Genomic DNA, 21,054 nt, shown 5'->3' with positions numbered 1-21,054 from the left:
CGATGGGTTCTCTGTGCCGTCAACAGGCCGCGTACAACAGCATGAACAAATGGAAACTCCTCGCGGACGCGGAAGGCTGGGAGCACTTGGCTGAGCTTGAGCTGTCGTCCCACTTCCGGGAATGCAACGTCGCTAGCTCAGCCAGCTCGCTTGATCCGGCTGGGTGAGAAAACTCCTGCAACACGGTGATGAAAACCGACCACGGCCAACTGTACAAACATCGGGGGCGTGCAATGAGTAAACGTAATCGGGCGTACAACCGCGTTGTCCTGTGCCTGCGCGCTCAGGCGCTTCGTTCTCAGCTTACCGAACTTGACACCCTTCGAGGCCGAGTGCGAGAGGCCTAGGAGAATACAGCTCTCGATCAATCGGCAGACCCGGTGAAGTCAACCATTCACTGATTGATCGCAGGTCGTCGAGCGCGCGCTGCTGGGAGGGTACGCTGCCACCGGGCGCACGGCCGATCAGCCCTCAATGTGTTTCACCGTCGAAATCGGCCAGCGACCTTCATGTCCCGCGACCGAGATGCGAAGTCCGTGCTCATCATCGAGGAAGACGCGATCAATTGTGCCAGCCTTGCCGTCAGTCAAGACGACGGTCTTGCCGACCAGCTCCGTCTCGGCCTCGTGCAGTTCGCGCAAGATGTTCATCGCTCGCGCGTCGCCGGTACTTGCAGCACTCACGAATGCACCCTGTTTGGTGCGAATTCTTGTACTCTACCACTCTGGCATTTTGACGCGAGCACGCAATCGGGGGAGTTCGAGGGCGCGTGAATTGATTTCTGCGGCCTCGTGCAGTTCGCGCGAGATGTTCATCGCTCGCGCGTCGCCAGTACTTGCAGCACTCACGAATGCACCCTGTTTGGTGCGAATTCTTGTATTCTACCACTCTGGTATTTTGACGCGAGGACGCAATCGGGGGAGTTCCAGGGCGCGTGAATTGAATTCTGAAACGATCCCTCGGGTCTCACTTGTTATCTTCACCACAGACGTGGCCGTTCGGAACTCTTGCAGTCCGCAATGAGTTACAGAGCCGCCGACTGGATGGAGCATGAGCGGTCGCGTGCGCGATAGCACGTGACGGTTTCTCGATCGCGCCGGTCGGCGGCACTTGAACAGAGAGAGGCGACAATGAAGGCACCACTTCTTCTTGCTGGCGCATTCATCATCGGATGCGCCGCCCCGGCACTGGCCGATGAGTACTATGTCGTGCAGGGTCCGAACCGCCAATGCACCGTTACCACGACACGTCCGGCGGACAAGGAGGTCGTAACACAGATCGGTCCGCTGGCCTTCAAGAGCCGCGTGGAAGCCGAAGATCGCATCAAGCAGACCAAAGTCTGCGAGGAAGGGACAGTTGGTAGCAGCAGCAGCACGACTGTCATCAAGGAGAAATAGTCGAGGGCATCATTCCTGATCGTCTTTGGCTATTCGAGAAAAGTCGCGCCCATTCCTGTCGGCGCGACTTTTTGTGTTCTCCAGACACCAACTGACCTGCGTTCTTGGGTTCATTCCGGCGGCCTTTGCCGAATTCCGCCACTACGTGAGCAAATGCGCGGATGCTCGAAATGCCACGCGCTGCGATCACTGCGAAGAAGAGTTCGCGCCTGAAGAGCTGACCGTGCTCGCGCCACCGGCTGGGGACGGCGAGTTGATCTGTGCTCGGTGCATTGAAGTCAAGCTCCGTCGAGCCATCGCGAAGCTACCGCGCGGTGATAACTGATGCTCAGCGCATCAGCGGGGATGGTCGGCGGCGCCAGGCATACGCGACTTTTTCGCATTAGCGTCATCTCGCAGCTTCGGCTTGTGGATCAAGGGAGCTGCATGCCGGGGCATAGTTGCAATTGCCGAATTCGTTGCGGTCGTTCTCGCGTACTCCTGTCAGATCGACGCCTTGCATCTCCAGCCATGGGAAACGCCAATCGGGATCAGGACATCGACGCAGCGTTGCACGCACCCCATGACGCCTGCCGCACCAGAGACGCGGCACAGCCCGCTTGCGACAGGTTCTTGCGTCCAAACAGGAAGGCTCGGTAGGCCGAGTCTATTCGCTCATCTACAATCCGGATGACCTGCGCGCTCCGCTCTTAGAAGACCAAGGCGCTGTCATTGCATTCGGAGGTATCGAACTACAGGAAGCCGGGTATGGCGACGCACAAGGATGCTGGCCGTCTCGATGAGGTCATCGCTTTGGGGTTCGCTTTGCGCAACCTTCAACCAAAGCCGCCTCGCCAGTTCTTCGCCGGAAGGCGCACCGGAAGGCACCGATGCTCCCGCGCCCAAAAGTAAAACGGTGCGCTTGGGATCGATCCTCCGCTTTAAGTCCTCAAGAGTAATGGGCATGAGTTCGGCTTTCCTGCGAATCGCGAGTGGTGACGGTGGCACAATGCAGGGTAGCAACGCGAGAGATGGGAGGATTGTCCCACCTATTCACAGGGCCGCCCTTGTCTCGCCACGGCCGGTGCGAAACTTCGGAAGTGACCGGTCAGACACCTGCCAGCCCGCCGACGCATCATCGGGGCTTCCACGGTGAAAAATCATGGCCGCTGCGCATCGGGACACAACCGGGGATACAGACCGCAATTCCCATTGATTTTACTGATGTTTTTACGCCACAAAAGTCCCTGCGCAGGGGAGAGTCGGCCAGCGTGAGCTGTGGCCGGGCTCGCAATTGGTCGGATGACGCGATCAGGCGGCGACCCGTGGCTCCTTCTGCTCCAGGGCCTTAGCGAGAGGCACGCCGACGATTCGCCTCAGCTCGGCGGCGACGCCGTCCAGCACCGCGCGTTTCTCCTTCATCCGCTTGGAGTGGTTGTAGACCTTGCCGGTAACGGTCGGTACGATCTGTTCCGATTTTTTGCTGGCGACGTGGTCGAGGCACTTCGCGATCGAAGCATCGTCGAAGCCGAGGTCGCCGGCTAATGTCGCTGCCGTCCGGCGCAAGTCGTGCGGCGTGAATGGCTTGAGGCCGAACAGCTCGCAAAGTCCGGGGGTCTTGGTCTTGTCTTTGTTCTTCTCGTGCTTGGTGCCGCGAAGGGCATCGGCCATTGCCTTGCGGTGGACTGGCTGGCCCTTGTACATCGGGCTCTCGAAAACATACTGCTGGTCGTCCGACGCCAGCGCTTCCTTGATGATCTCTACCGCCAGATCGGACAATGGCTGCTGGATCACGCGCCGCTTCTTGACCCGCTTGAGGGGCACGTCGAAACGCGGATGCTCGCCGCCGAGGTCAAATAGCTCATCCCGATGCGCGCCGAGCAGTTCGCGTGACCGCAGCATGGTGACTAGCTCGAACTTGAGGGCGAGGCGGGTCCGGCGGTCATAGGGGGGGTCGTTGCGGTCCAAGCCGTGCCAGAACGTCCTGATCTCGTCCTCGGAGAGAACGCGAGTGCGGGGATGCTCCGGATCGAGCTTCGGCAGGTTGACGCAGGGGCTGGCGGTGACGTAGTCGCGGCCGGCCTCAGCTGCCCAGTTGAACAGGCCGGAGGCAGCCTTACGCATGTGGCGTGCGTTGCTGACCGACGGCTTGCCGAACTTGCCCGCGACGATGTCGTTCGAGAGTGTGGCGATGTCGTGCTTGGTGACCTCCATGGCCAATTTCTTGCCGAGGCGGGGGCGGATGAAGCGGTCGAGGTGGCTCGCGGTGTACTCCCAAGCCTCAAGCCGCGGCCGCATCTCGCCGTCGGGCTTCTTGACCAGCGTCTTCATCCACGCGATGCGCTCGTCAATGATCTCGGCGACAGTCTTGCCGCGCTTGGCCTTTGCAGCCTCATGGTCGCGGAAGGTCTCGGCGAGTGCCTCGCCACCCATACCCTTGAGGCCGTAGACCTTGCTGCGGGCGTCCTCGACCGTGAAGGTCTCCGGGTTATAGACGCCCAGCCAGCCGGTGCGCTGCTTGCCGGTCTGTTTGTCGGTGAATTTGAACGAGAAGGTCGCCACCCCGGCCGTAGTGATGCTGACGTACAAGCCAGGGCACTTGCGGTCGTAGATCTTTGCCCGCGTTGAGACCCGTTTCTCGCAGAGGCGATCGGTCAAGATGACGTTGCTATTGCGGCCCCGCTTGCCGGCGGGGGAGGGGACAATGGTAGTATTCATGTGGTTTCGGCTCCTAAGGCTTGGGACCAAAGGGCTCGGCTTTGCGGCTTTCAGTCTGTCGTGCGGACGCTGAAAGGCTTAGGGCCGGGCCCTTATTTTGGTGAAGCCCGCTGAAACAGCCCGCATCAGGCTAGTCCAAAAGCGCTTGTTTTAAAGGGCTTTCTTAGTTTCGGCGTGTTTCACCGAATGCCAAAATATAGACGTGTGGTCCTGGCCGTCGTTGCTACGGTCAAGCTCTGGCGGAGGCGGCAGTCGCGTCAACCGGCGCGGCGTCGGTGAATTCCGCGAAGGCGAGGGAGGCCAGAACGAACTCGGCTCCCGGGAGAGCACGGCATAAGCCGTCCAACCACTGCGCAGGGAAGGCCGAGTGATTGGCACCACCTGTATGCTGCTGTGCGGTTTCTTCTGCGCTACCTTTCGCGCAGCAGACCGCGGGTGCCAGGTCAGCACCTGGCCTTCCCTGCGCCCTCTTGGACAAAGAGGGTGGAGCGACGAAGCAAAGCTCGGGCGAAATCCGCCGCGGGATCGGGAAGGCGTGTCTGCGACTACACACTCGCGTCATCGCCCGCGAAGGCGGGCGATCCAGTACTCCGAGACAGTTGTGGTTCAGCGGAGAGGTCGCGGCGTACTGGATTCCCCGCCTTCGCGGGGAATGACAGTTGTATCTGGAGGACGAAGCCGATGCGTCATACTCCGTCATTGCGAGCGAAGCGAAGCAATCCAGAGTCTTTCCGCGGAGGGATTCTGAATTGCTTCGCTCCGCTCGCAATGACGATGTGGAGGCGGCGAGTCCCAATCCATCACCGGGTGACGATGATGGAGATAGTAAGATCGTCTACCTCTACCGTCCCGCCGGTGCCGACGTGGCGCCGTTGGCGTAGCGCGACCAGTCGGGCGTGGTTGGCTGCGACGGCCAGAGCGCGGCGTTGGAGTCGCGCACCGATTGGGTGATGGGGGCCGGTTGCGCCTTGCGGCTGTGGTGGCGGTCGCTCGCAGCGGCGGTCTGGATGGTGGCGGCGGCAATCAGCGTGGCGCCGAGAATGGCGAAAGTTTTTTGCATCGTTGTTTCTCCCGTGACGACGCTCCGGCTGTGAGAAATGTGTTCGTCGTCGCGGCTGACATGGCGATGGGGCCTTGCGAATATCAGCGGCGCCACCTTCACGTTGCGGCGAGCAAATTTTTTGGTCCCGGCTAAATATTCGGCAGTCGGCCGGTCGGGCCCGATGGACTTGCCCCCGGCAATCCGGTTGAATGGGGCGAATTGGTTTTCAGGCGACAACGATGTCGAAATATCTGCTGGTCCTTCTCCTGATCGCGGCGCCGGTCGCGGCGCAGGTCAAGCCCACTCCGAGGAGTTCGGCGGCGCATCCCGACCCCTGCGCGCCGATCGGGCGGACCGCGGACGGCAAGCTGGTCTACTCGATGAAATGCGAGAACCTTCCCGCACCGCCTCCACCCCCGCCGCAGGCGGAACTCAAGGAGGCGCCGCCGCCTGCCGCCGAGCCCGAGCCGGAAACGCGGCGGAGCGGCATTTTCGGCTGGTCCTACGACCGCAGGTGAGGTGTCGCGCCCCTTGCGCGAAGCTCGATGGAATGCTCTTTGCTTGAAAGTTCCCCGTGGGGCCTCTAGCCCCCGATCCAGAGAGATGAGATGAGCAAACTCGTTATCCGTGCCGGCGACTATACCTTCGATGCCCGCTTCGAGGAGCAAGCGGCGCCCAAGACCGTTGCCGCGTTCCGCAAGGCCATGCCGTTCGAAAGCCACATCATCCACGTGCGCTGGAGCGGCGAGGCGGTGTGGATGCCGCTCGGCGACCTCGATTTCGGCGTCGGCTATGAGAACCACACCAGCTATCCCGCGCCCGGCCAGATCATCCTCTATCCCGGCGGCATCAGCGAGACCGAGATCCTGATGGCGTATGGCGGCGTGAGCTTCGCGAGCAAGATGGGCCAGCTCGCCGGCAATCACTTCATCACGGTGACCTCGGGGCTGGAGAATCTCGCGACGCTGGGCAAGAGCGTGCTGTGGAAGGGCGCGCTGCCGATCCGCTTCGAGGAAGTCTGAGTGACTGATACCCGCTACCCGCGCGATCTCCGCGGCTACGGCCGCAACCCGCCGCATCCGCAATGGCCGGGCAACGCGCGGGTTGCGGTGCAGTTCGTCGTCAATTTCGAGGAGGGCGGCGAGAACAACATCCTGCACGGCGACCGCGCCTCGGAAGCCTTCCTGTCCGACGTGCTCGGCGCGCAGCCCTGGCCGGGCCAGCGTCACGCCAATATCGAATCGATGTTCGAATATGGCTCGCGCGCCGGCTTCTGGCGGCTGTGGCGGATGTTCAATGAGCGCAAATGGCCGACCACCGTGTTCGGCGTCGCAACCGCGCTGAAGCGGAATCCGGAAATCGTTGCCGCGATGAAGGAGTCCGGCTGGGACATCGCCAGCCACAGCCTGAAATGGATCGAGCACAAGGACATGACCGAGGCGCAGGAGCGCGCCGAGATCGCCGAGTCGATCCGCGTCCACCTTGAGGCGACCGGATCGCGGCCGCTCGGCTGGTACACCGGTCGCTCCTCGATCAACACCAACCGTCTCCTGATGGAGGAGGGTGGCTTCCTCTATCTCTGCGACTCCTATGCCGACGATCTGCCCTATTGGGTCAAGGGCGCCAGGGGCAAGCAGCTCATCATTCCCTATACGTTAGACGCCAACGACATGCGGTTCATCAACCCGCAGGGCTTCGCCGAAGGCGAGCAGTTCTACACCTATCTGAAGGACGCTTTCGACGTGCTCTACGCCGAAGGAGAGACTGCGCCGAAGATGATGTCGGTGGGGCTGCATTGCCGCCTCGCCGGCCGCCCCGGTCGCGCCGCGGGGCTGATCCGCTTCCTGGATTACATCGGCAAGCACGAGCGCGTCTGGGTGCCGACGCGGCTCCAGATCGCGCAGCATTGGCACGACAAGCACGCGCACCTGGCCGCCGACGCATTCGAGATCGGGTAAGCAACGATGTCGCAAATCCCGCTCGCCGATCTCAACGCCGCTGACAAGGCCGGCTTCGTCGCGGCGCTCGCCAATGTCGTCGAATATTCGCCGTGGATTGCGGAGAAGCTCGCCGGGCAGCGGCCATTCACTGGCATCAACCAGTTGCACACCGCGCTGATGGCAGCGATCCAGAGCGCCGAACCCGACGTGCAGCTGGCGCTGATCCGGGCGCATCCCGATCTCGCCAACAAGACCCAGCGCGCCGCGGGCTTGACGGCGGAATCGACCGACGAGCAGAACAGCGCCGGGCTCGACCGGCTGTCGGACGCCGAATATGCCGCGTTCGAGCGCGTCAACAATGCGTACCGTGAAAAATTCGGCTTCCCCTACATCGTCTGCGTGCGCCGCCACACCAAGGATTCCGTGCTGCGCGACTTCGAGACGCGGCTGCTCAATATTGCCAAGACCGAGACGCGACGTGCGATCGAGGAGATTGGCCGCATCTCGGCGCTGCGGCTCGATCAGCTCGTCATCGCCGACGACAAGCTCAAGGTGCACGGTCGGCTCTCGACGCATGTGCTGGACAATCACGCCGGCAAGCCCGCGCCAGGCATCCCGGTGGAGCTGATCGAGCTCGCGAGTCTCGGCGAGAGCCGCGTCATCGCGCGCACCGTCACCAATGCGGATGGGCGGACCGATCAACCGTTGATCGGCGGCCGTCCGCTTCCGATCGGCCGCTACGAGCTCCGCTTCCGCGTCGCCAAATATTACGCCGAGCGCAACGTGCCGCTGTCGGAGCCGGCGTTCCTCGACGAGATCCCGTTGCGCTTTGCGATCAGCGAGCCGGAAAATCACTACCACGTGCCGCTGCTGGTCACGCCCTGGAGCTACGCGACCTATCGCGGCAGCTAAACATGCTGCGCGGATGATGCGGCTGCCGCAGCATCCGCCTCGGCCGCAGCGCCACCGCTCAAGCCGTTGAAGAAGGCATTGAGCAGCACCGAGACCACCGCACAAAGCAGAATGCCGGACTCCAGCAGGGGCTGGAGATCATGCGGCAGGTTCCGGAAGAAGCCGGGCGCGGCGAGCGGGATCAGGCCGAAGCCGATCGAGATCGCGACGATGAAGAGATTGTAGCGGTTGGTGCGGAAATCGACCGAGGTGAGGATGCGCGCGCCTGTTGCCGCGACCATGCCGAACATCACGAGGCCCGCGCCGCCGAGCACGACCAGCGGCACCGCCTCGACCAGCGCGGCGAGCTTCGGCAGCAAGCCGAGCCCGAGCATGATGCAGCCGCCCGTCACCGTCACCCAGCGCGAGCGTACGCCGGTGACCGAGACCAGGCCGACATTCTGCGAGAACGAGGTATAGGGAAAGGTGTTGAAGATGCCGCCGAGCAGCGTCCCGACGCCGTCGGCGCGCAAGCCCCGGCTCAGGGCTTCGCGGTCCACCGCCTTGCCGGTGATGTCGCCGAGCGCGAGGAACATGCCGAGCGACTCGATCATCACCACGATCATGACGACGCACATGGTGATAACAGGCACCAGGTGAAATTGCGGCATGCCGAAGCGGAAGGGGATCACCAGCGCGCCCCAGGAGGCGGCAGTGACCTTGTCGAAATGCATCACGCCCAGAATGGTTGCGAGTACGGCGCCGGCGACGATGCCGAGCAGCACGGAAACGTTGGCGAGGAAGCCGGTGCCCCATTTGATCAGGCCGAGGATGAAGAGCAGCACGAACAGCGAAATGCCGAGGCCCTGCAATTGCCCATAGGCCGGATTGGGAAAGCTGCCGGCGACGCCGTCGACGACTTTCGTCAGCGTCGGCAGGCCGCCCCCGGCCCAGTTGATGCCGACCCGCATCAAGGAGATGCCGATGACTAGAATGATGCTGCCGGTGACGACGGGCGGAAACAGAGGGAGAAGCCGGCTGACGAAGGGCGCGGCGACGATGCCGAAGATGCCGGCGGCGATCACGGAGCCGTAGATGCCGAGCAGGCCGATATCGGGCGCGGCGGCCATCGAGAGCATCGGTCCGACCGAGGCAAACGTCACGCCCATCATCACCGGCAGGCGGATGCCGACGCCGGGAAAGCCGAGGCATTGCACCAGCGTCGCAATCCCGCAGGCGAACAGGTCGGCGCTGATCAGGAAGGCGACGTCCTCCGGCGGCAGCTTCAGCGCGCGTCCGATGATCAGCGGTACCGCGACCGCGCCGGCATACATCACCAGCACGTGCTGGAGCCCGAGTGCGAGCAGGCGCGGGACCGGCAGGACCTCGTCGACGGGATGGACCTCGCTGCTCATGAATGAATCCCCCTGAAATAGGCCTAACCAAATTTGTCGTGCAGCGCCGGAAACAGCCGGTCCGGCTTGAAGGGCGGTGCGGTAAAGCGGATGCCGGTGGCGTCTGCAATCGCGTTGCCGAGCGCGGCGGCGACCGGGTTGTACGGACTCTCGCTCATCGACTTCGCGCCCAGCGGTCCGATCGTGTCGGAGGTCTCGGCGAAGAAGACTTCGGTGCGCGGTACGTCCGCGAAAGAAGGCAGGTGGTAGTCGCGGAACTTCGGGTTGGCGACGCGGCCGGTCGCGTCGATCACCATCTCCTCGTAGAGCGCAGCGCCAAGCGCCTGCGCGACGCCGCCCTCGACCTGGCCGCGGCACTGCATCGGGTTGGCGACGACGCCGGCATCCGCCGCCTGCACGCTCCTGAGAATCTTGAGCTCGCCGGTGCCCTTGTTCACCGCGACGCGAAAGCCCTGCACGTTGAAGCCGACCGAGCGCGGCGTGCCGCCGGAATTGCCGCTGGCCGCGAGCGGTCGACCACGCTCGCGTGCAAGCGTCGCCAGTTCAGCAAAGGACATCCGTCGCACGCCGCTGACGACGGTCTCGCCCTCGAGCGTGCAGCTTTCGACGTCGCAGAGCCAGGCGTCTGCGGCCGCGGCCCTCAGCTCGGTCGCAAGCTGCATGGCGGCTGCATGCGTCGCCTTGCCGGCGACGAAAGTGCCCGCGCTGCCGTAGGCGCCGGTGTCGTGGCCGCCATGGGCGGTGTCGGACTGGCGCAGGCGAATCTTGTCGACGGTGGTCGCAAGCGTCGTCGCCGCGATCTGGCGGTGGACCGTGCTGGTGCCGTTGCCAAACTCGGCGGTGCCGACGGTGAGGTCGAAGCCGCCGTCGTCGTTGAGCGCGATCATGGCGTCTGCGATGTGCCCGGCCGGCGGCACCGTGTCGATCATGGTCAGCGCGACACCGTCGCCGATCAGCCATTCCGGCGACAGGGCCGGTTGCGGGCCATCGGCCTGCATCGCGCGCTCGACGAGATCGAGGCACTGGTCGAGGCCGTAGGAGCCATACAGCACGTCGTGAAATTCGGACGGCGGCGGCGACAGCATGGGGTCGCCGGGCTTGACGATGTTGCGCCGGCGCATGTCGTAGGGGCTGATGTCGAGTTGCCTGGCCAGCTCGTCGATCGCGGCCTCGATCGCGATCAGCGTCTGCGGCAGGCCATAGCCGCGAAACGCGCCCGATGGCACCGTGTTGGTGTAGACGGCGTAGCCGTCCACTCGCTTGTTTGGGCAATTGTAGACGGCGATGGACTCCGACAGGGAGTGGAACATCACGGGACCGGCGTGATTGCCGTAGGCGCCGGTGTTGGAGAGCACGTCGAGCTGGAGTGCGGTGAGCTTGCCGTCCGCATCGGCACCGGCCTTGATGTGGACCCGCATCGGATGCCGCGTCGACGTCGCGATGAACTGCTCCTCGCGGGTGAGCTCGAGCTTCACGGGCCGTCCGGTCTTGAGCGCCGCGAGGGCCAGGATATCCTCGACGAACATCTCCTGCTTGCCGCCAAAGCCGCCGCCGACGCGCTCGCAGAACACGCGGACCTTGTCCATGGGCAGCTGGAAGATGTCGGACAGCGCGCGCCGGGTCAGGAACGGCACCTGCGTCGAGGTGCGGACGTTGAGCACACCGGAAGCGTCGAGCCAGGCGAGGCCGCCATGGGTCTCCAGCGCCGCATGCTGCACGCGATGACTGTGGAAGGTGGCCTCGTAAGTGACGGCGGATGTGGCGAGTGCTGCTGCGACATCGCCGAACTCGCCATGGGTCTCAGCCGCGAGGTTGCGCTGGGCGTCGGCGACCCGGTTCTCGGTGGTCCGGTCGGGATGAATGATCGGCGCGCCGGGCGCCATCGCCTGCTCTGGATCGATCAGCGCAGGCAGGATCTCGTAAGTGACCGTGAGCCTCCGGCAGGCCTCCTCGGCGGCGCCTTCGCTGTCGGCGACGACGGCGGCGACCTTCTGGCCGACGAAGCGCACGACGTCGTCGAGGATGCGGGTGTCCTCCGGGTCCATCCAGTCCTTCTCGTGCCGGGCGGTCGAGATCAGGACGGCTGGCGCATCCTCATGCGTCAGCACCGCATGCACGCCGGGAACGCCGAGCGCCGCGGACTTGTCGATCGCGATGATCCTGGCGTGGGCGTGAGGCGAGCGGAGCAGCTTGATGTGCAGCAGGCCGTCAATCTGCGTGTCGAAGGTGTAGCGTGCCTTGCCGCGCACGACATCGGGACCTGCTGGCGCCGGAAGGCTGCGGCCGAAGGCGGCACCGGCCTCGACGCTCTCCTCGACGTTGATCTTGCCGAGCAGCGCGTCCTCGATCGCGCGATAGCCGGTGCAGCGGCAGATATTGCCCTTCAGCGCGGCGCCGAGATCGGTGCGCTGCGCCTGGTTCAGCGCGGCGCAAGTCAGGATCATGCCGGCGGTGCAGAAGCCGCATTGAAAGCCCTGCGCATCGAGGAAGGCCTGCTGCATCGGATGCGCGCCGTGGTCGCCGCCGAGGCCCTCGATCGTGGTGACGGTGCGCCCCTCGGCGCGGAATGCCGGGATCAGGCAGCTGTGCACCGGCTCGCCGTCCAGCAGCACGGTGCAGGCGCCGCAATCGCCGGCATCGCAGCCTTTCTTGACGCCGAAATGACCGAGCTCGCGCAGCAACGTGCGCAGGCACTGGCCGGCGCGTGGCTCCTGCGGAAACGTCTTGCCGTTGATCTCGATGCTCATGAGGGCGTTGCCCCCAGGAGTTCGCGGCGAATCTCTTCGGCGAGCCGCAGCGTCATGTGCTTGCGCCAGAGCGGCTTGCCGTGGATGTCGGTGTGGTACAGGTCATCCGTGATCTGCTGCACGATCGTGTCGCGAAGCGCGTTCGCGTCCGGCGGTTTGGGGAAGGAGAGCCGGATCGGCCGCACCGTCGATGCGGTGACGGTCAGTACCAGCGTGCCATCGGGATCGAGGCTGCCGATCAGGAGCGCCGCCGAGCGGCCGACCGGGGCGAGCGAGATCTGACGAAACGCCGTGCGGCGCTTCAGCGCGGCAATCGGGATATCGATCTGCCGCAGCAGGTCGCCCGGCGTCAGGCGGTTGCGCTGGTTGCCGGTGACGAAGTCGATGACGGGAATCTTCTGCTCGCCGCCGCCGGCCTTCCAGATCGTGCAGACGCCGTCGAGCGCTGATGTGAGCGAGATCATCGGTCCCGCCGGCAGCGACATGCAGAGATTGCCGCCGACGGTCGCGGTCTTCCAGATCTTGAACGACGCAAGGAAGGCGCGGCAGCACTGGTTGATCAGCGGCGCCGCGAGCCAGTCTGGTGGGCAGGCGAAACCATCGATCTGCGCGACAGTGCAAGTTGCGGCTATGCCGAGATGGCTCTCGGTGATCGTCAGCGCCGGCCATTTCAGATCGGTGAGATCGATCAGCCGTGTCAGCTGCGCTTGCGGCTCCGAGAACAGCCACGTGCCGCCTGCGAGCCAAGCATCACCTGGCGTCCAAACGGGCAGCTGCGCGCGCGTTTGCGGATGGGCTACGGCTGTGATGGTATTCAAGTCCATGACTGCGCCAGCGCTTGCACCGAGTGATTTGTACCGAGGGAAAGTCTTGCAAGACCAGAGCCAAGTCGCAACAAGAAGTCGCAGCTGGAACGCGATCGGGCTGGCCTCCGCCTTGCCGGTCTGCCGTCAGCTTATGTGGGGAGAAGCAGGATCATGAGCGACGCAAAGCCGATCTGGATCAGGGATCCCCTGGCCATCCTCGCCGACGGCGCCGGGCGCGGGATCGTGGTGAAGGATGGCCGAATCGTCGAGCTCGTGCCGGCCGGCGGCGTGCCAGCGACCGCGGATGTCGCGGTGTTCGACGCGGGCGAACACGTCGTGCTGCCGGGTCTCATCAACACCCATCATCATTTTTACCAGACGCTGACGCGGGCGCTGCCGGCGGCGATGGACCGCGAGCTGTTTCCCTGGCTCCAGGCGCTCTATCCGGTGTGGGCGAGGATGACGCCTGATGCGCTGGAGCTCGGCGTGACCGTGGCGATGTCCGAGCTGTTGCTGTCGGGCTGCACCACCACGACCGATCATCACTACGTGTTCCCGGCGGGGCTCGAGGAGTCCGTCGATATCGAGGTCGGAGTCGCAAAACGGCTCGGCGTGCGCGTGCTGCTGACGCGCGGCTCGATGAACCTGTCGCAGCGCGACGGTGGCCTACCGCCCGACAGCGTCGTGCAGGACGAGGACACGATTCTCGCCGACAGCGCGCGCGTGGTCGCAAAGCATCACCAGCGCGGTGCGGATGCGATGGTGCAGATCGCGCTCGCGCCTTGCTCGCCGTTCTCGGTGACGACCTCCCTGATGCGCGCGACCGCCGATCTCGCCGACAAGCTCGACGTGCGCCTGCACACCCATCTCGCCGAGACCGAGGACGAGAACAAGTTCTGCCAGCAGATGTATGGCTGCCGTCCGCTCGACTATCTGGAGCAATGCGGCTGGCTCAATGCGCGGACCTGGCTCGCCCACGGAATCTTCTTCAATCCGGACGAGATGAAGCGGCTCGGCAAGGCCGGGACGACCGTCAGCCATTGCGCCTGCAGCAATCAGCTTCTGGCATCCGGTTGTTGCCCGGTCTGCGAGATGGAGGAGGCCGGCGTCGGGATCGGCATCGGCGTGGACGGCTCGGCCTCGAACGACGGGTCGAACCTGATGCAGGAGGTGCGGGCCGCGTTCCTGCTGCAACGGGCGCGCTACGGGGTGACGAAGGTCAGCCACAAGGATGCGCTGCGCTGGGCGACCAGGGGCTCGGCGGCCTGTGTCGGCCGGCCGGAACTCGGTGAGATTGCCGTCGGCAAGGCGGCCGATCTCGCGCTGTTCAGGCTCGACGAGCTGCGCTTCTCCGGCCATGGCGATCCCCTGGCCGCATTGGTGCTGTGCGGGGCGCACCGGGCCGACAGGGTCATGGTGGCAGGACAATGGGCCGTCATCGACGGCGCGATTCCGGGACTGGACGTCGCCGATCTCATTCGCCGCCACAGTTCCGCGGCGCGGGCGATGCAGGCGGGATAGGGGCAGAATAGAAAGAGGGGGCAACCACAAGTGCCGGGTGCTTGTGGCTACCCCCTCCGAACCTCCTCCGGGAGGAGCAGGTGGTCCAGGCAATGCAAGAAGCGTGCTACTTGCCCGGCAGCTTGTCGTCGATGCCCTTGACGTAGAAATTCATGCCAAGGATCTGGCCGTCAGCGAGATTGGCGCCGCCCTTGCACTCGACCTCCTTGCCGTCCTGCCCAACGATCGGGCATTTGAACGGATGCAGCTTGCCGGCGGTGATCGCGGCCTGGGCATCCTCGGCCATCTTCTTCACGTCGTCGGGCATGTTGGTGTAGGGCGCCATCGCGAACATGTGGCTGTCGAGGCCGCCCCAGGTGTCCTCGGACTTCCAGGTGCCGGCGAGTTCGGCCTTGACGCGCTCGATGTAGTAGGGGCCCCAGGTGTCGAGGATCGAGGTCAGCTGGGTCTTGGGCCCGAACTTGATCATCTCGGAATCCTGGCCGAAGGCGAGCTTGCCGCGTTCGCTGGCGATCTGCATCGCCGCCGGCGAGTCCGTGTGCTGCATGATGACGTCGGCGCCCTGGTCGATCAGCGCCTTGGCGGCGTCGGCTTCCTTGCCCGGATCGAACCAGGTGTTGGCCCAGATGATCTTGACCTTGATGCTCGGATTGATCGTCTGCGCCGCGAGGATCGTCGCGTTGATGCCGGAGACGACTTCGGGGATCGGGAACGAGCCGATATAGCCGAGCACGCCGGACTTCGACATCTTGGCCGCGATCAGGCCCTGGATGTAGCGGCCCTGATACCATTTGGCCGAATAGGTCGACATGTTCTTGTCGCGCTTGTAGCCGGTGGCGTGCTCGAAATGCACGTTCGGGTATTTCTTGGCGACCTTCAGCGTCGGATCCATGTATCCGAACGACGTCGTGAAGATCAGCTTGTTGCCGGCGCGGACGAGCTGCTCGATGGCGCGCTCGGCGTCGGGACCTTCAGGGACGTTCTCGAGCGTGGTGGTCTCGATCTTGTCGCCCAATTCCTTCACCAGCGCCAGACGTCCCTGTTCGTGCTGGTAGGTCCAGCCGAGGTCGCCCACCGGGCCGAGGTAAATGAAGCCGACCTTCAGCTTGTCGGCGGCGGAGGCGGCACTGACGCTTCCGGCAAGCAGAAGCCCGGCAGCCAGCGCAAGAAGTGATTTTCTCATCATCAATCTCCAGATAGTCGGGGAAAGCCACGATCCGCAGCGTGCGCGCCCCATCGCGCCCGCCGTGGAAATGAAAACTCAGCGGTCAGGCACGAACACGGTGCCGAGCGCAGCGGGTGCGGTCGAGCCGCCGGTGCGCGCCCGGGACAACAGGACCAGGACGATGACGGTTGCGAGGTAAGGCAGCGCCGACATGAACTGCGAGGGAATGCCGACGCCCCAGCCCTGCGCGTGCAGTTGCAGGATCGTCACCGCGCCGAACAGATAAGCGCCGACCACGAGCCGGCCCGGCCGCCAGGACGAGAACACCACCAGCGCCAGCGCGATCCAGCCGCGGCCCGCGGTCATGCCGGGAATGAAGAACGGCGTGTAGGCGAGCGGCAGGTAAGCACCGGCAAGCCCGGCGCAGGCGCCGCCGAACATCACGGCGAAAGTGCGGATGCGCAGCACGGGATAGCCGAGCGCGTGCGCGGAGACGTGATTGTCGCCGCAGGCGCGCAGGATCAAGCCCGCCCGCGTGCGGTACAGGAACCACCAGACGCCGATGATGAGTGCGATGGAGAAATAAACGAAGGCGTCCTCGCCGAACAGCACGCGGCCGATCAACGGGATGCCGGTGAGGCCGGGAATGGCAAGATGCAGCGCCGGCGTGATGCGCTCGCCGACGAACCCGGCGCCGATCAGGCCGGAGAGCCCGATGCCGAGGATGGTCAGTGCCAGGCCCGTTGCGACCTGGTTGACCGCGAGGCCGAGCGCCATCAGGGCGAAGATCAGCGACATCAGCGCGCCCGCGACGATGCCGAACAGCGCGCCGACGAAGATCGAGCCGGTCAGCCAGGCGCCGGCAAAGCCGCAGGCGGCGCCGACGATCATCATGCCCTCGACGCCGAGATTGAGCACGCCGGAGCGCTCGGTCACGAGCTCGCCGGTCGCCGCGATCAGAAGCGGCGTCGAGGCGGCGAGCACCGCAAGGATGATGGCTTCAACCAGTTCCACGGGCCACCTGTCGGTTCGGGAAGACCAGCTTGAAGCGGTAGAGAATGAGGGAGTCGCAGGCGAGCACGTAGAACAGCAGGATGCCCTGAAATACCTTGGTGACGTCCAACGGGATCTTCATCGCGATCTGCGCCTGCTCGCCGCCGATAAAGGTCAGTGCGAGAAAAAGGCCTGCAATTAATATTCCAAGGGGATTCAGCCGGCCGAGGAAAGCGACGATGATCGCGGTAAAACCGTAGCCCGGCGAGATCCCGGGCTGGAGATGTCCGACCGGGCCTGCGACCTCGATGATGCCGGCGAGGCCGGCCAGCGCGCCCGACACCGCGAAGGTCAGGATGATCAGCTGGTTGGCGTTGAAGCCGCCGAACCGCGCCGCGCGGGGCGCCGCGCCAACCACGCGGATTTCGAATCCCTTGATGGTTCGTCCGAGCAGGATCGCCGCCGCTGCAACGACGAGCAGGGCGATGATCGACCCGAGGTGGAGCCGGCCGCCTTCGATCAGCAGCGGCACCGTCGCCACCGGATCGAATTCGGCGGTGGTCGGGAAATTGAAGCCGTGCGGATCGCGCCAGGGGCCGCGCACGAGGTAGTCGAGAAGAAGATCGGCGACATAGACCAGCATCAGGCTGGTCAGGATCTCGCTGGCGCCGAACTTCACCTTGCAGATCGCCGGGATCAGCGCATAGAGCGCGCCTGCTGCGGCTGCGAGCACGAGCATCGCCGGCAACACCCAGGCCCCGGCGTCGGTGCCTTGCGTCTTCACCGCAATCCAGCTTCCGGCGACCGCGCCGATCAGGAATTGCCCTTCGGCGCCGATGTTCCAGGCATTGGCGAGATAGCAGAGCGACAGGCCGATCGCGATCATCACCAGCGGTGTTGCCTTCACCGCGATCTCCTGGAGCGAATAGCTGTCAGTGAGCGGCGCGATGAAATAGGCATGCAGGGCGAGCAGCGGATTCTTGCCGAGGATCGCGAACAGGATGGTCATGGTGACGATCGTCAGGCCGATCGCGATCAGCGGCGAGACCAGCGCGATCGTGTTGGAGCGCTCGGCGCGCTTCTCAAGCACCAACTGCATGCGCGGCCTCCTTCGGCTCCAGGCTGCTACCGCCCATCAGAAGGCCGAGCTTTTCGCGAGTCGCCTCGCTTGTTGCGAGCGGCGCGGACAGGTGGCCGTGGAACATCACGGCGATGCGGTCGGCGATCTCTGCGAGCTCGTCGAGATCCTGGCTTGTCACCAGCACGGCAGCGCCGGCGGTTGCGAGATCGAGCAGCGCCTGGCGGATGACGGCGGCAGCGCCGGCATCGACGCCCCAGGTGGGCTGGCTCACCACCAGCACCGCCGGATTGCGCAGGATCTCGCGGCCGACGATGAACTTTTGCAGATTGCCGCCAGAAAGGCTCGCAGCCTCCGGATCACGCTTGGCCTTGCGCACATCGAACGTTTCGGTCGCGCGGTCGACGGTCTTCAGCGTGGCCGCGGTGTCGATGAAGCCGCGATGGACCATGCCGCTGGCGGCGTGGCCGGTCAGCAGCGCGTTTTCCGACAGCTTCATGCGCGGCGCGGTGCCGTGACCGAGCCGTTCCTCGGGAACGAAGGCGGCCCCCAGCTTGCGCCGCTGCGTGATCGACAGATGCCCGGCGGCGATGCCCTCGATGACCACCGTGCCGGGGTCCTTGGACAGGCGCTCGCCGGAAAGCGCGGCGAACAGCTCGTCCTGGCCGTTGCCGGCGACGCCGGCGATGCCGAGAATCTCGCCGCCCTTCAGCTCGAACGAGATGTGCTCAAGCCGAACGCCGTGCGCTTCGCTCGGTGCGAGCGTGAGGTCGTTGACGACGAGCCGCGGCACGGTGGTCTTGCGGCCGGCGGGCGCTTTGACTTCCTTGATCTCGCCGCCGACCATCATGCGCGCGAGCGAGGCGGCGGTCTCGAGCCGGGGATTGCAGGTGTCCACTTTCTTGCCGCCGCGCAGGATCGTGGCGGTGTCGCAGAGCCGCTTCACCTCCTCCAACTTGTGGCTGATGTAGAGGATGGCACGGCCTTCGGCCTTGAGCCGCTCCAGCACGATGAAGAGCTGGTCGGCCTCCTGCGGCGTCAGCACGGCGGTAGGCTCGTCCAGGATCAGGAATTTCGGATCCTGCATCAGCGCGCGAACGATCTCGATACGCTGGCGCTCGCCAACCGACAATTGCCAGACCTCGCGTTTGGGATCGAGCGGCAGTCCATAGGTCTTCGACACCTGCTCCAGCCGCGCCGACATGTCCTTGAAGGACTCTTTGCCGTCGAGGCCGAGCGCGACGTTCTCGGCGACGGTGAGGTTGTCGAACAGCGAGAAATGCTGGAACACCATGCCGATGCCGCGGCTGCGAGCTTCCGACGGACCGGACAGTACGATCGGCTGGCCCTGCCAGCGAATCTCGCCGGCGCTGGGCTGGATCAGCCCGTAGATCGCCTTGACCAGCGTGGACTTGCCGGCGCCGTTCTCGCCCAGCAGCGCGTGGATTTCCGTCGGCCAGATATCGATGTCGATGGAATCGTTGGCGAGAAAATCCCCATAGCGCTTGGTGAGCCCGAGCGTCTGAAGCAGCGGGGACTCGCCGGAATGCAGGCCGTTAGGCGTCGGATCTAACATTCGCTGATGCGCTTGCATGGGGTGAAGTGTCTCAATAGTGAGCTAGTTTGAACCGCCGCGTAAGGTGTGAAAAGCGTCATCCCTTGCTCAACGCTTCGGCAGGCGGTTGATATCGGCGAGTCGCCGCTCCGGCCGGGTGCGGATCGTGCTCCAGCGCCTCGGGACTGTCCTTGCGGGCGCGGCTTGCACGTGACGTCTGTTGCAAATTTGTGACGGTTCAAACCAAATCGGAACCGGCTGTGCAGGCTTGACCTGAAGTTGAGCAAAGTCGCGCCACCGCGCGTATGCATTTGCGGACCGATGTGACGATGGCCGTCTGTCATCATGCCTTGCACGTTCGCTCCGACATGAAAGCCGAACAAAATCAAACGGGAATGTCCGGCAATAGCCCGCCTTGCCTTGTCGTAGGCCGGCGGAAGGGAGCGCGCAAGAATCCCTAGGATTCCGCAGTGAAATGCCGCCGCGTGCCGAAACATGCGGCATGCCTTGAAAGAAGTTGAGGCTTCTCACCCCGGGAGATCGGCGCAAGTGTCGCACCCAAGGGACGTTCATTTTTACGTGTCCAAACTTGGGGGTATTCAGGATGTCGTTTCGTTTCAAGGCAATTGCAGCCGCCGCGCTGTCACTTGCTACGCTCGCTACCTCTGGCCTGGCCCAGGCGGCGGATCTGCCGGTCAAGGCTGCCAAGAAGGCGGCCGACCTCCCGTTCTTCCTGGTGATCGACAACCGCGTGTCCTTCTCGTGGATGCCCAAGGGTACCGACCCCGGCATGTGGAGCGTCCGTCCGGACGGCAGCATCAACGGCACCACCGCGAAGCAGGTCTACTCCTTCACCCACTTCGACCTCTGGGCCTACGGCACCAACTTCTTCACCATCTCGATGTTCAAGTCGGGTCATAACGACCCTGCCTCGCCTTGCGTTGCGCCGGGCGTGAACATCAACGGCACCGCCAGCGATTGCGCGGGCGCCACCGAAATCTACGGCCTGTTCCGCTCGACCTTCGGCTGGAACGAGATCTTCAACACCAAGGCCTTCACCATGGGGCCGCTGCACAACATTTCGTTCGAAGTCGGCATGGATGCCAACACCGAGAACAACTTCCTCGCGCCCGCCAAGCGCGACGTCGTCGCCGGTCTCCAGTTCGCCTTCGACCTTCCCTACAAGGGCTACATCAACGTCGCTCCGTTGATGTACTGGGAGTTCTCGAACCACAACGCCTTCACCCAGTGCGGCCTATTCGGCGCTGGCGTCCCCGGCGTGACCTGTAACTCCGACGGCAATGTCAGCTACAACCCGACCTGGGCCGTCGAAATCAACTACTACATGGACCTCGGCTTCCTGCCGCCGAACATGCAGTTCTGGTCGATCAGCGGTCGCGCCGGCTGGTACGGACCGAAGGGTGACTCGAACGGCCTTCCCGCGCTGTCTGGCACAGGCATCTTCAGCACCAAGTCCAAGACCGAGCTGAACAGCGAGCCGATCCGCCTGACCTTCGATGCCTCGAAGGCGGTGTGGGGTGACAAGTACTCGCACTTCGTCGACCTGTGGGTTGCCTACCGCTACTGGCAGAACAAGTTCGGCCTCGACCACAACGCCATGGCGGGCGTCTGCACGATCGCGCCGACTGGCCAGAGCACCAAGAGCTGCACCGAGTCCACGGTCTACGGTGGCATCACGGTGAAGTTCTGATCGACTGAAGTCTCCAAGCTGAAGCGATGGCGCCGCGCATGACCCGCGCGGCGCCATTCGTTTTTGAGGTGCTGTGATGTAGGGTGGATTAGCCGA

Annotated in this window: 17 protein-coding genes; 7 read left to right on the top strand and 10 right to left on the bottom strand. The window is 64.2% G+C overall.

Going from position 1 to position 21,054, the window contains the following annotated elements; all coding sequences use genetic code 11:
* Window positions 1–464: 464 nt before the first annotated feature.
* A complete protein-coding gene (locus XI08_RS25370) occupies window positions 465–650 on the bottom strand; it encodes a PRC-barrel domain containing protein (protein WP_271576445.1) in 186 nt (61 codons plus the stop codon).
* A 480-nt stretch (window positions 651–1,130) separates the two neighbouring features.
* Here XI08_RS25370 and XI08_RS25365 point away from each other — a divergent pair, with 480 nt between their 5' ends.
* Window positions 1,131–1,397: a hypothetical protein gene (locus XI08_RS25365; protein WP_027571093.1), complete on the top strand. Its 267-nt coding sequence runs from the start codon at window positions 1,131–1,133 to the stop codon at window positions 1,395–1,397.
* Between the two features lie 1,290 nt (window positions 1,398–2,687).
* Here XI08_RS25365 and XI08_RS25360 read toward each other — a convergent pair.
* Together XI08_RS25360 and XI08_RS25355 are read right to left on the bottom strand one after the other, a co-directional pair.
* Window positions 2,688–4,094 (bottom strand): tyrosine-type recombinase/integrase, encoded by a 1,407-nt coding sequence (locus XI08_RS25360; RefSeq protein WP_271576444.1) that lies wholly within the window; start codon window positions 4,092–4,094, stop codon window positions 2,688–2,690.
* A gap of 841 nt (window positions 4,095–4,935) precedes the next feature.
* The gene (locus XI08_RS25355; RefSeq protein ID WP_271576443.1) at window positions 4,936–5,373 is read right to left on the bottom strand and encodes a hypothetical protein; all 438 of its coding nucleotides are present in this window, start codon (window positions 5,371–5,373) and stop codon (window positions 4,936–4,938) included.
* 2 nt (window positions 5,374–5,375) lie between these two features.
* On the opposite strand from XI08_RS25355, the gene XI08_RS25350 reads away from it, so the two are divergent.
* The 4 genes from XI08_RS25350 (at window position 5,376) to uraD (ending at window position 7,988) form a co-directional block, all read left to right on the top strand.
* Window positions 5,376–5,654, top strand: a complete 279-nt coding sequence (locus XI08_RS25350) for a hypothetical protein (protein ID WP_271576442.1) — start codon at window positions 5,376–5,378, stop codon at window positions 5,652–5,654.
* A 90-nt stretch (window positions 5,655–5,744) separates the two neighbouring features.
* On the top strand, window positions 5,745–6,158 hold the full coding sequence (locus XI08_RS25345) for a DUF3830 family protein (protein WP_008134648.1): 414 nt from the start codon (window positions 5,745–5,747) through the stop codon (window positions 6,156–6,158).
* Window positions 6,159–7,094, top strand: a complete 936-nt coding sequence (puuE, locus tag XI08_RS25340) for an allantoinase PuuE (protein ID WP_271576441.1) — start codon at window positions 6,159–6,161, stop codon at window positions 7,092–7,094.
* 6 nt (window positions 7,095–7,100) lie between these two features.
* Window positions 7,101–7,988 (top strand): 2-oxo-4-hydroxy-4-carboxy-5-ureidoimidazoline decarboxylase, encoded by an 888-nt coding sequence (gene uraD, locus XI08_RS25335; RefSeq protein WP_271576440.1) that lies wholly within the window; start codon window positions 7,101–7,103, stop codon window positions 7,986–7,988.
* On the opposite strand, the gene XI08_RS25330 is transcribed toward uraD, so the two are convergent.
* Genes XI08_RS25330 through XI08_RS25320 form a run of 3 tightly spaced genes read right to left on the bottom strand, consistent with a single transcriptional unit; the run spans window position 7,985 to window position 12,953 of the window.
* Window positions 7,985–9,382 carry a nucleobase:cation symporter-2 family protein gene (locus tag XI08_RS25330; RefSeq protein ID WP_271576439.1) on the bottom strand — a complete coding sequence of 466 codons (1,398 nt, stop codon included), beginning with the start codon at window positions 9,380–9,382 and terminating at the stop codon, window positions 7,985–7,987. The genes uraD and XI08_RS25330 overlap by 4 nt on opposite strands.
* Before the next feature lie 23 nt (window positions 9,383–9,405).
* A complete protein-coding gene (locus XI08_RS25325; protein WP_271576438.1) occupies window positions 9,406–12,129 on the bottom strand; it encodes a molybdopterin-dependent oxidoreductase in 2,724 nt (907 codons plus the stop codon).
* A complete protein-coding gene (locus XI08_RS25320; protein ID WP_271576437.1) occupies window positions 12,126–12,953 on the bottom strand; it encodes an FAD binding domain-containing protein in 828 nt (275 codons plus the stop codon). Before XI08_RS25320 ends, XI08_RS25325 begins: the two co-directional genes overlap by 4 nt.
* Window positions 12,954–13,106: 153 nt before the next feature.
* Between XI08_RS25320 and XI08_RS25315 the strand changes: the two genes are divergently transcribed.
* Window positions 13,107–14,456 carry an 8-oxoguanine deaminase gene (locus XI08_RS25315; protein WP_271576436.1) on the top strand — a complete coding sequence of 450 codons (1,350 nt, stop codon included), beginning with the start codon at window positions 13,107–13,109 and terminating at the stop codon, window positions 14,454–14,456.
* Window positions 14,457–14,562: 106 nt separating this feature from the next.
* On the opposite strand, the gene XI08_RS25310 is transcribed toward XI08_RS25315, so the two are convergent.
* The 4 genes from XI08_RS25310 to XI08_RS25295 form a co-directional block, all read right to left on the bottom strand.
* Window positions 14,563–15,639 carry a BMP family ABC transporter substrate-binding protein gene (locus tag XI08_RS25310; RefSeq protein ID WP_271576435.1) on the bottom strand — a complete coding sequence of 359 codons (1,077 nt, stop codon included), beginning with the start codon at window positions 15,637–15,639 and terminating at the stop codon, window positions 14,563–14,565.
* 78 nt (window positions 15,640–15,717) lie between these two features.
* A complete protein-coding gene (locus XI08_RS25305; RefSeq protein ID WP_271576434.1) occupies window positions 15,718–16,635 on the bottom strand; it encodes an ABC transporter permease in 918 nt (305 codons plus the stop codon).
* Window positions 16,622–17,713 (bottom strand): ABC transporter permease, encoded by a 1,092-nt coding sequence (locus XI08_RS25300; protein WP_271576433.1) that lies wholly within the window; start codon window positions 17,711–17,713, stop codon window positions 16,622–16,624. The genes XI08_RS25305 and XI08_RS25300 overlap by 14 nt, the downstream gene beginning before the upstream one ends.
* Complete coding sequence (locus tag XI08_RS25295; protein ID WP_271576432.1) at window positions 17,697–19,268, bottom strand: ABC transporter ATP-binding protein; 1,572 nt, start codon at window positions 19,266–19,268, stop codon at window positions 17,697–17,699. Before XI08_RS25295 ends, XI08_RS25300 begins: the two co-directional genes overlap by 17 nt.
* A gap of 583 nt (window positions 19,269–19,851) precedes the next feature.
* Between XI08_RS25295 and XI08_RS25290 the strand changes: the two genes are divergently transcribed.
* A complete protein-coding gene (locus tag XI08_RS25290; RefSeq protein ID WP_271576431.1) occupies window positions 19,852–20,958 on the top strand; it encodes a hypothetical protein in 1,107 nt (368 codons plus the stop codon).
* The last annotated feature ends 96 nt before the right edge of the window (window positions 20,959–21,054 follow it).

It is taken from the genome of Bradyrhizobium sp. CCBAU 11361 (assembly GCF_028128935.1).
Classification (GTDB): Bacteria; Pseudomonadota; Alphaproteobacteria; order Rhizobiales; family Xanthobacteraceae; genus Bradyrhizobium; species Bradyrhizobium niftali.
The sequence above is the reverse complement of the archived record's forward strand: the minus strand, read 5'-3'. Positions and strand labels throughout refer to the sequence as shown.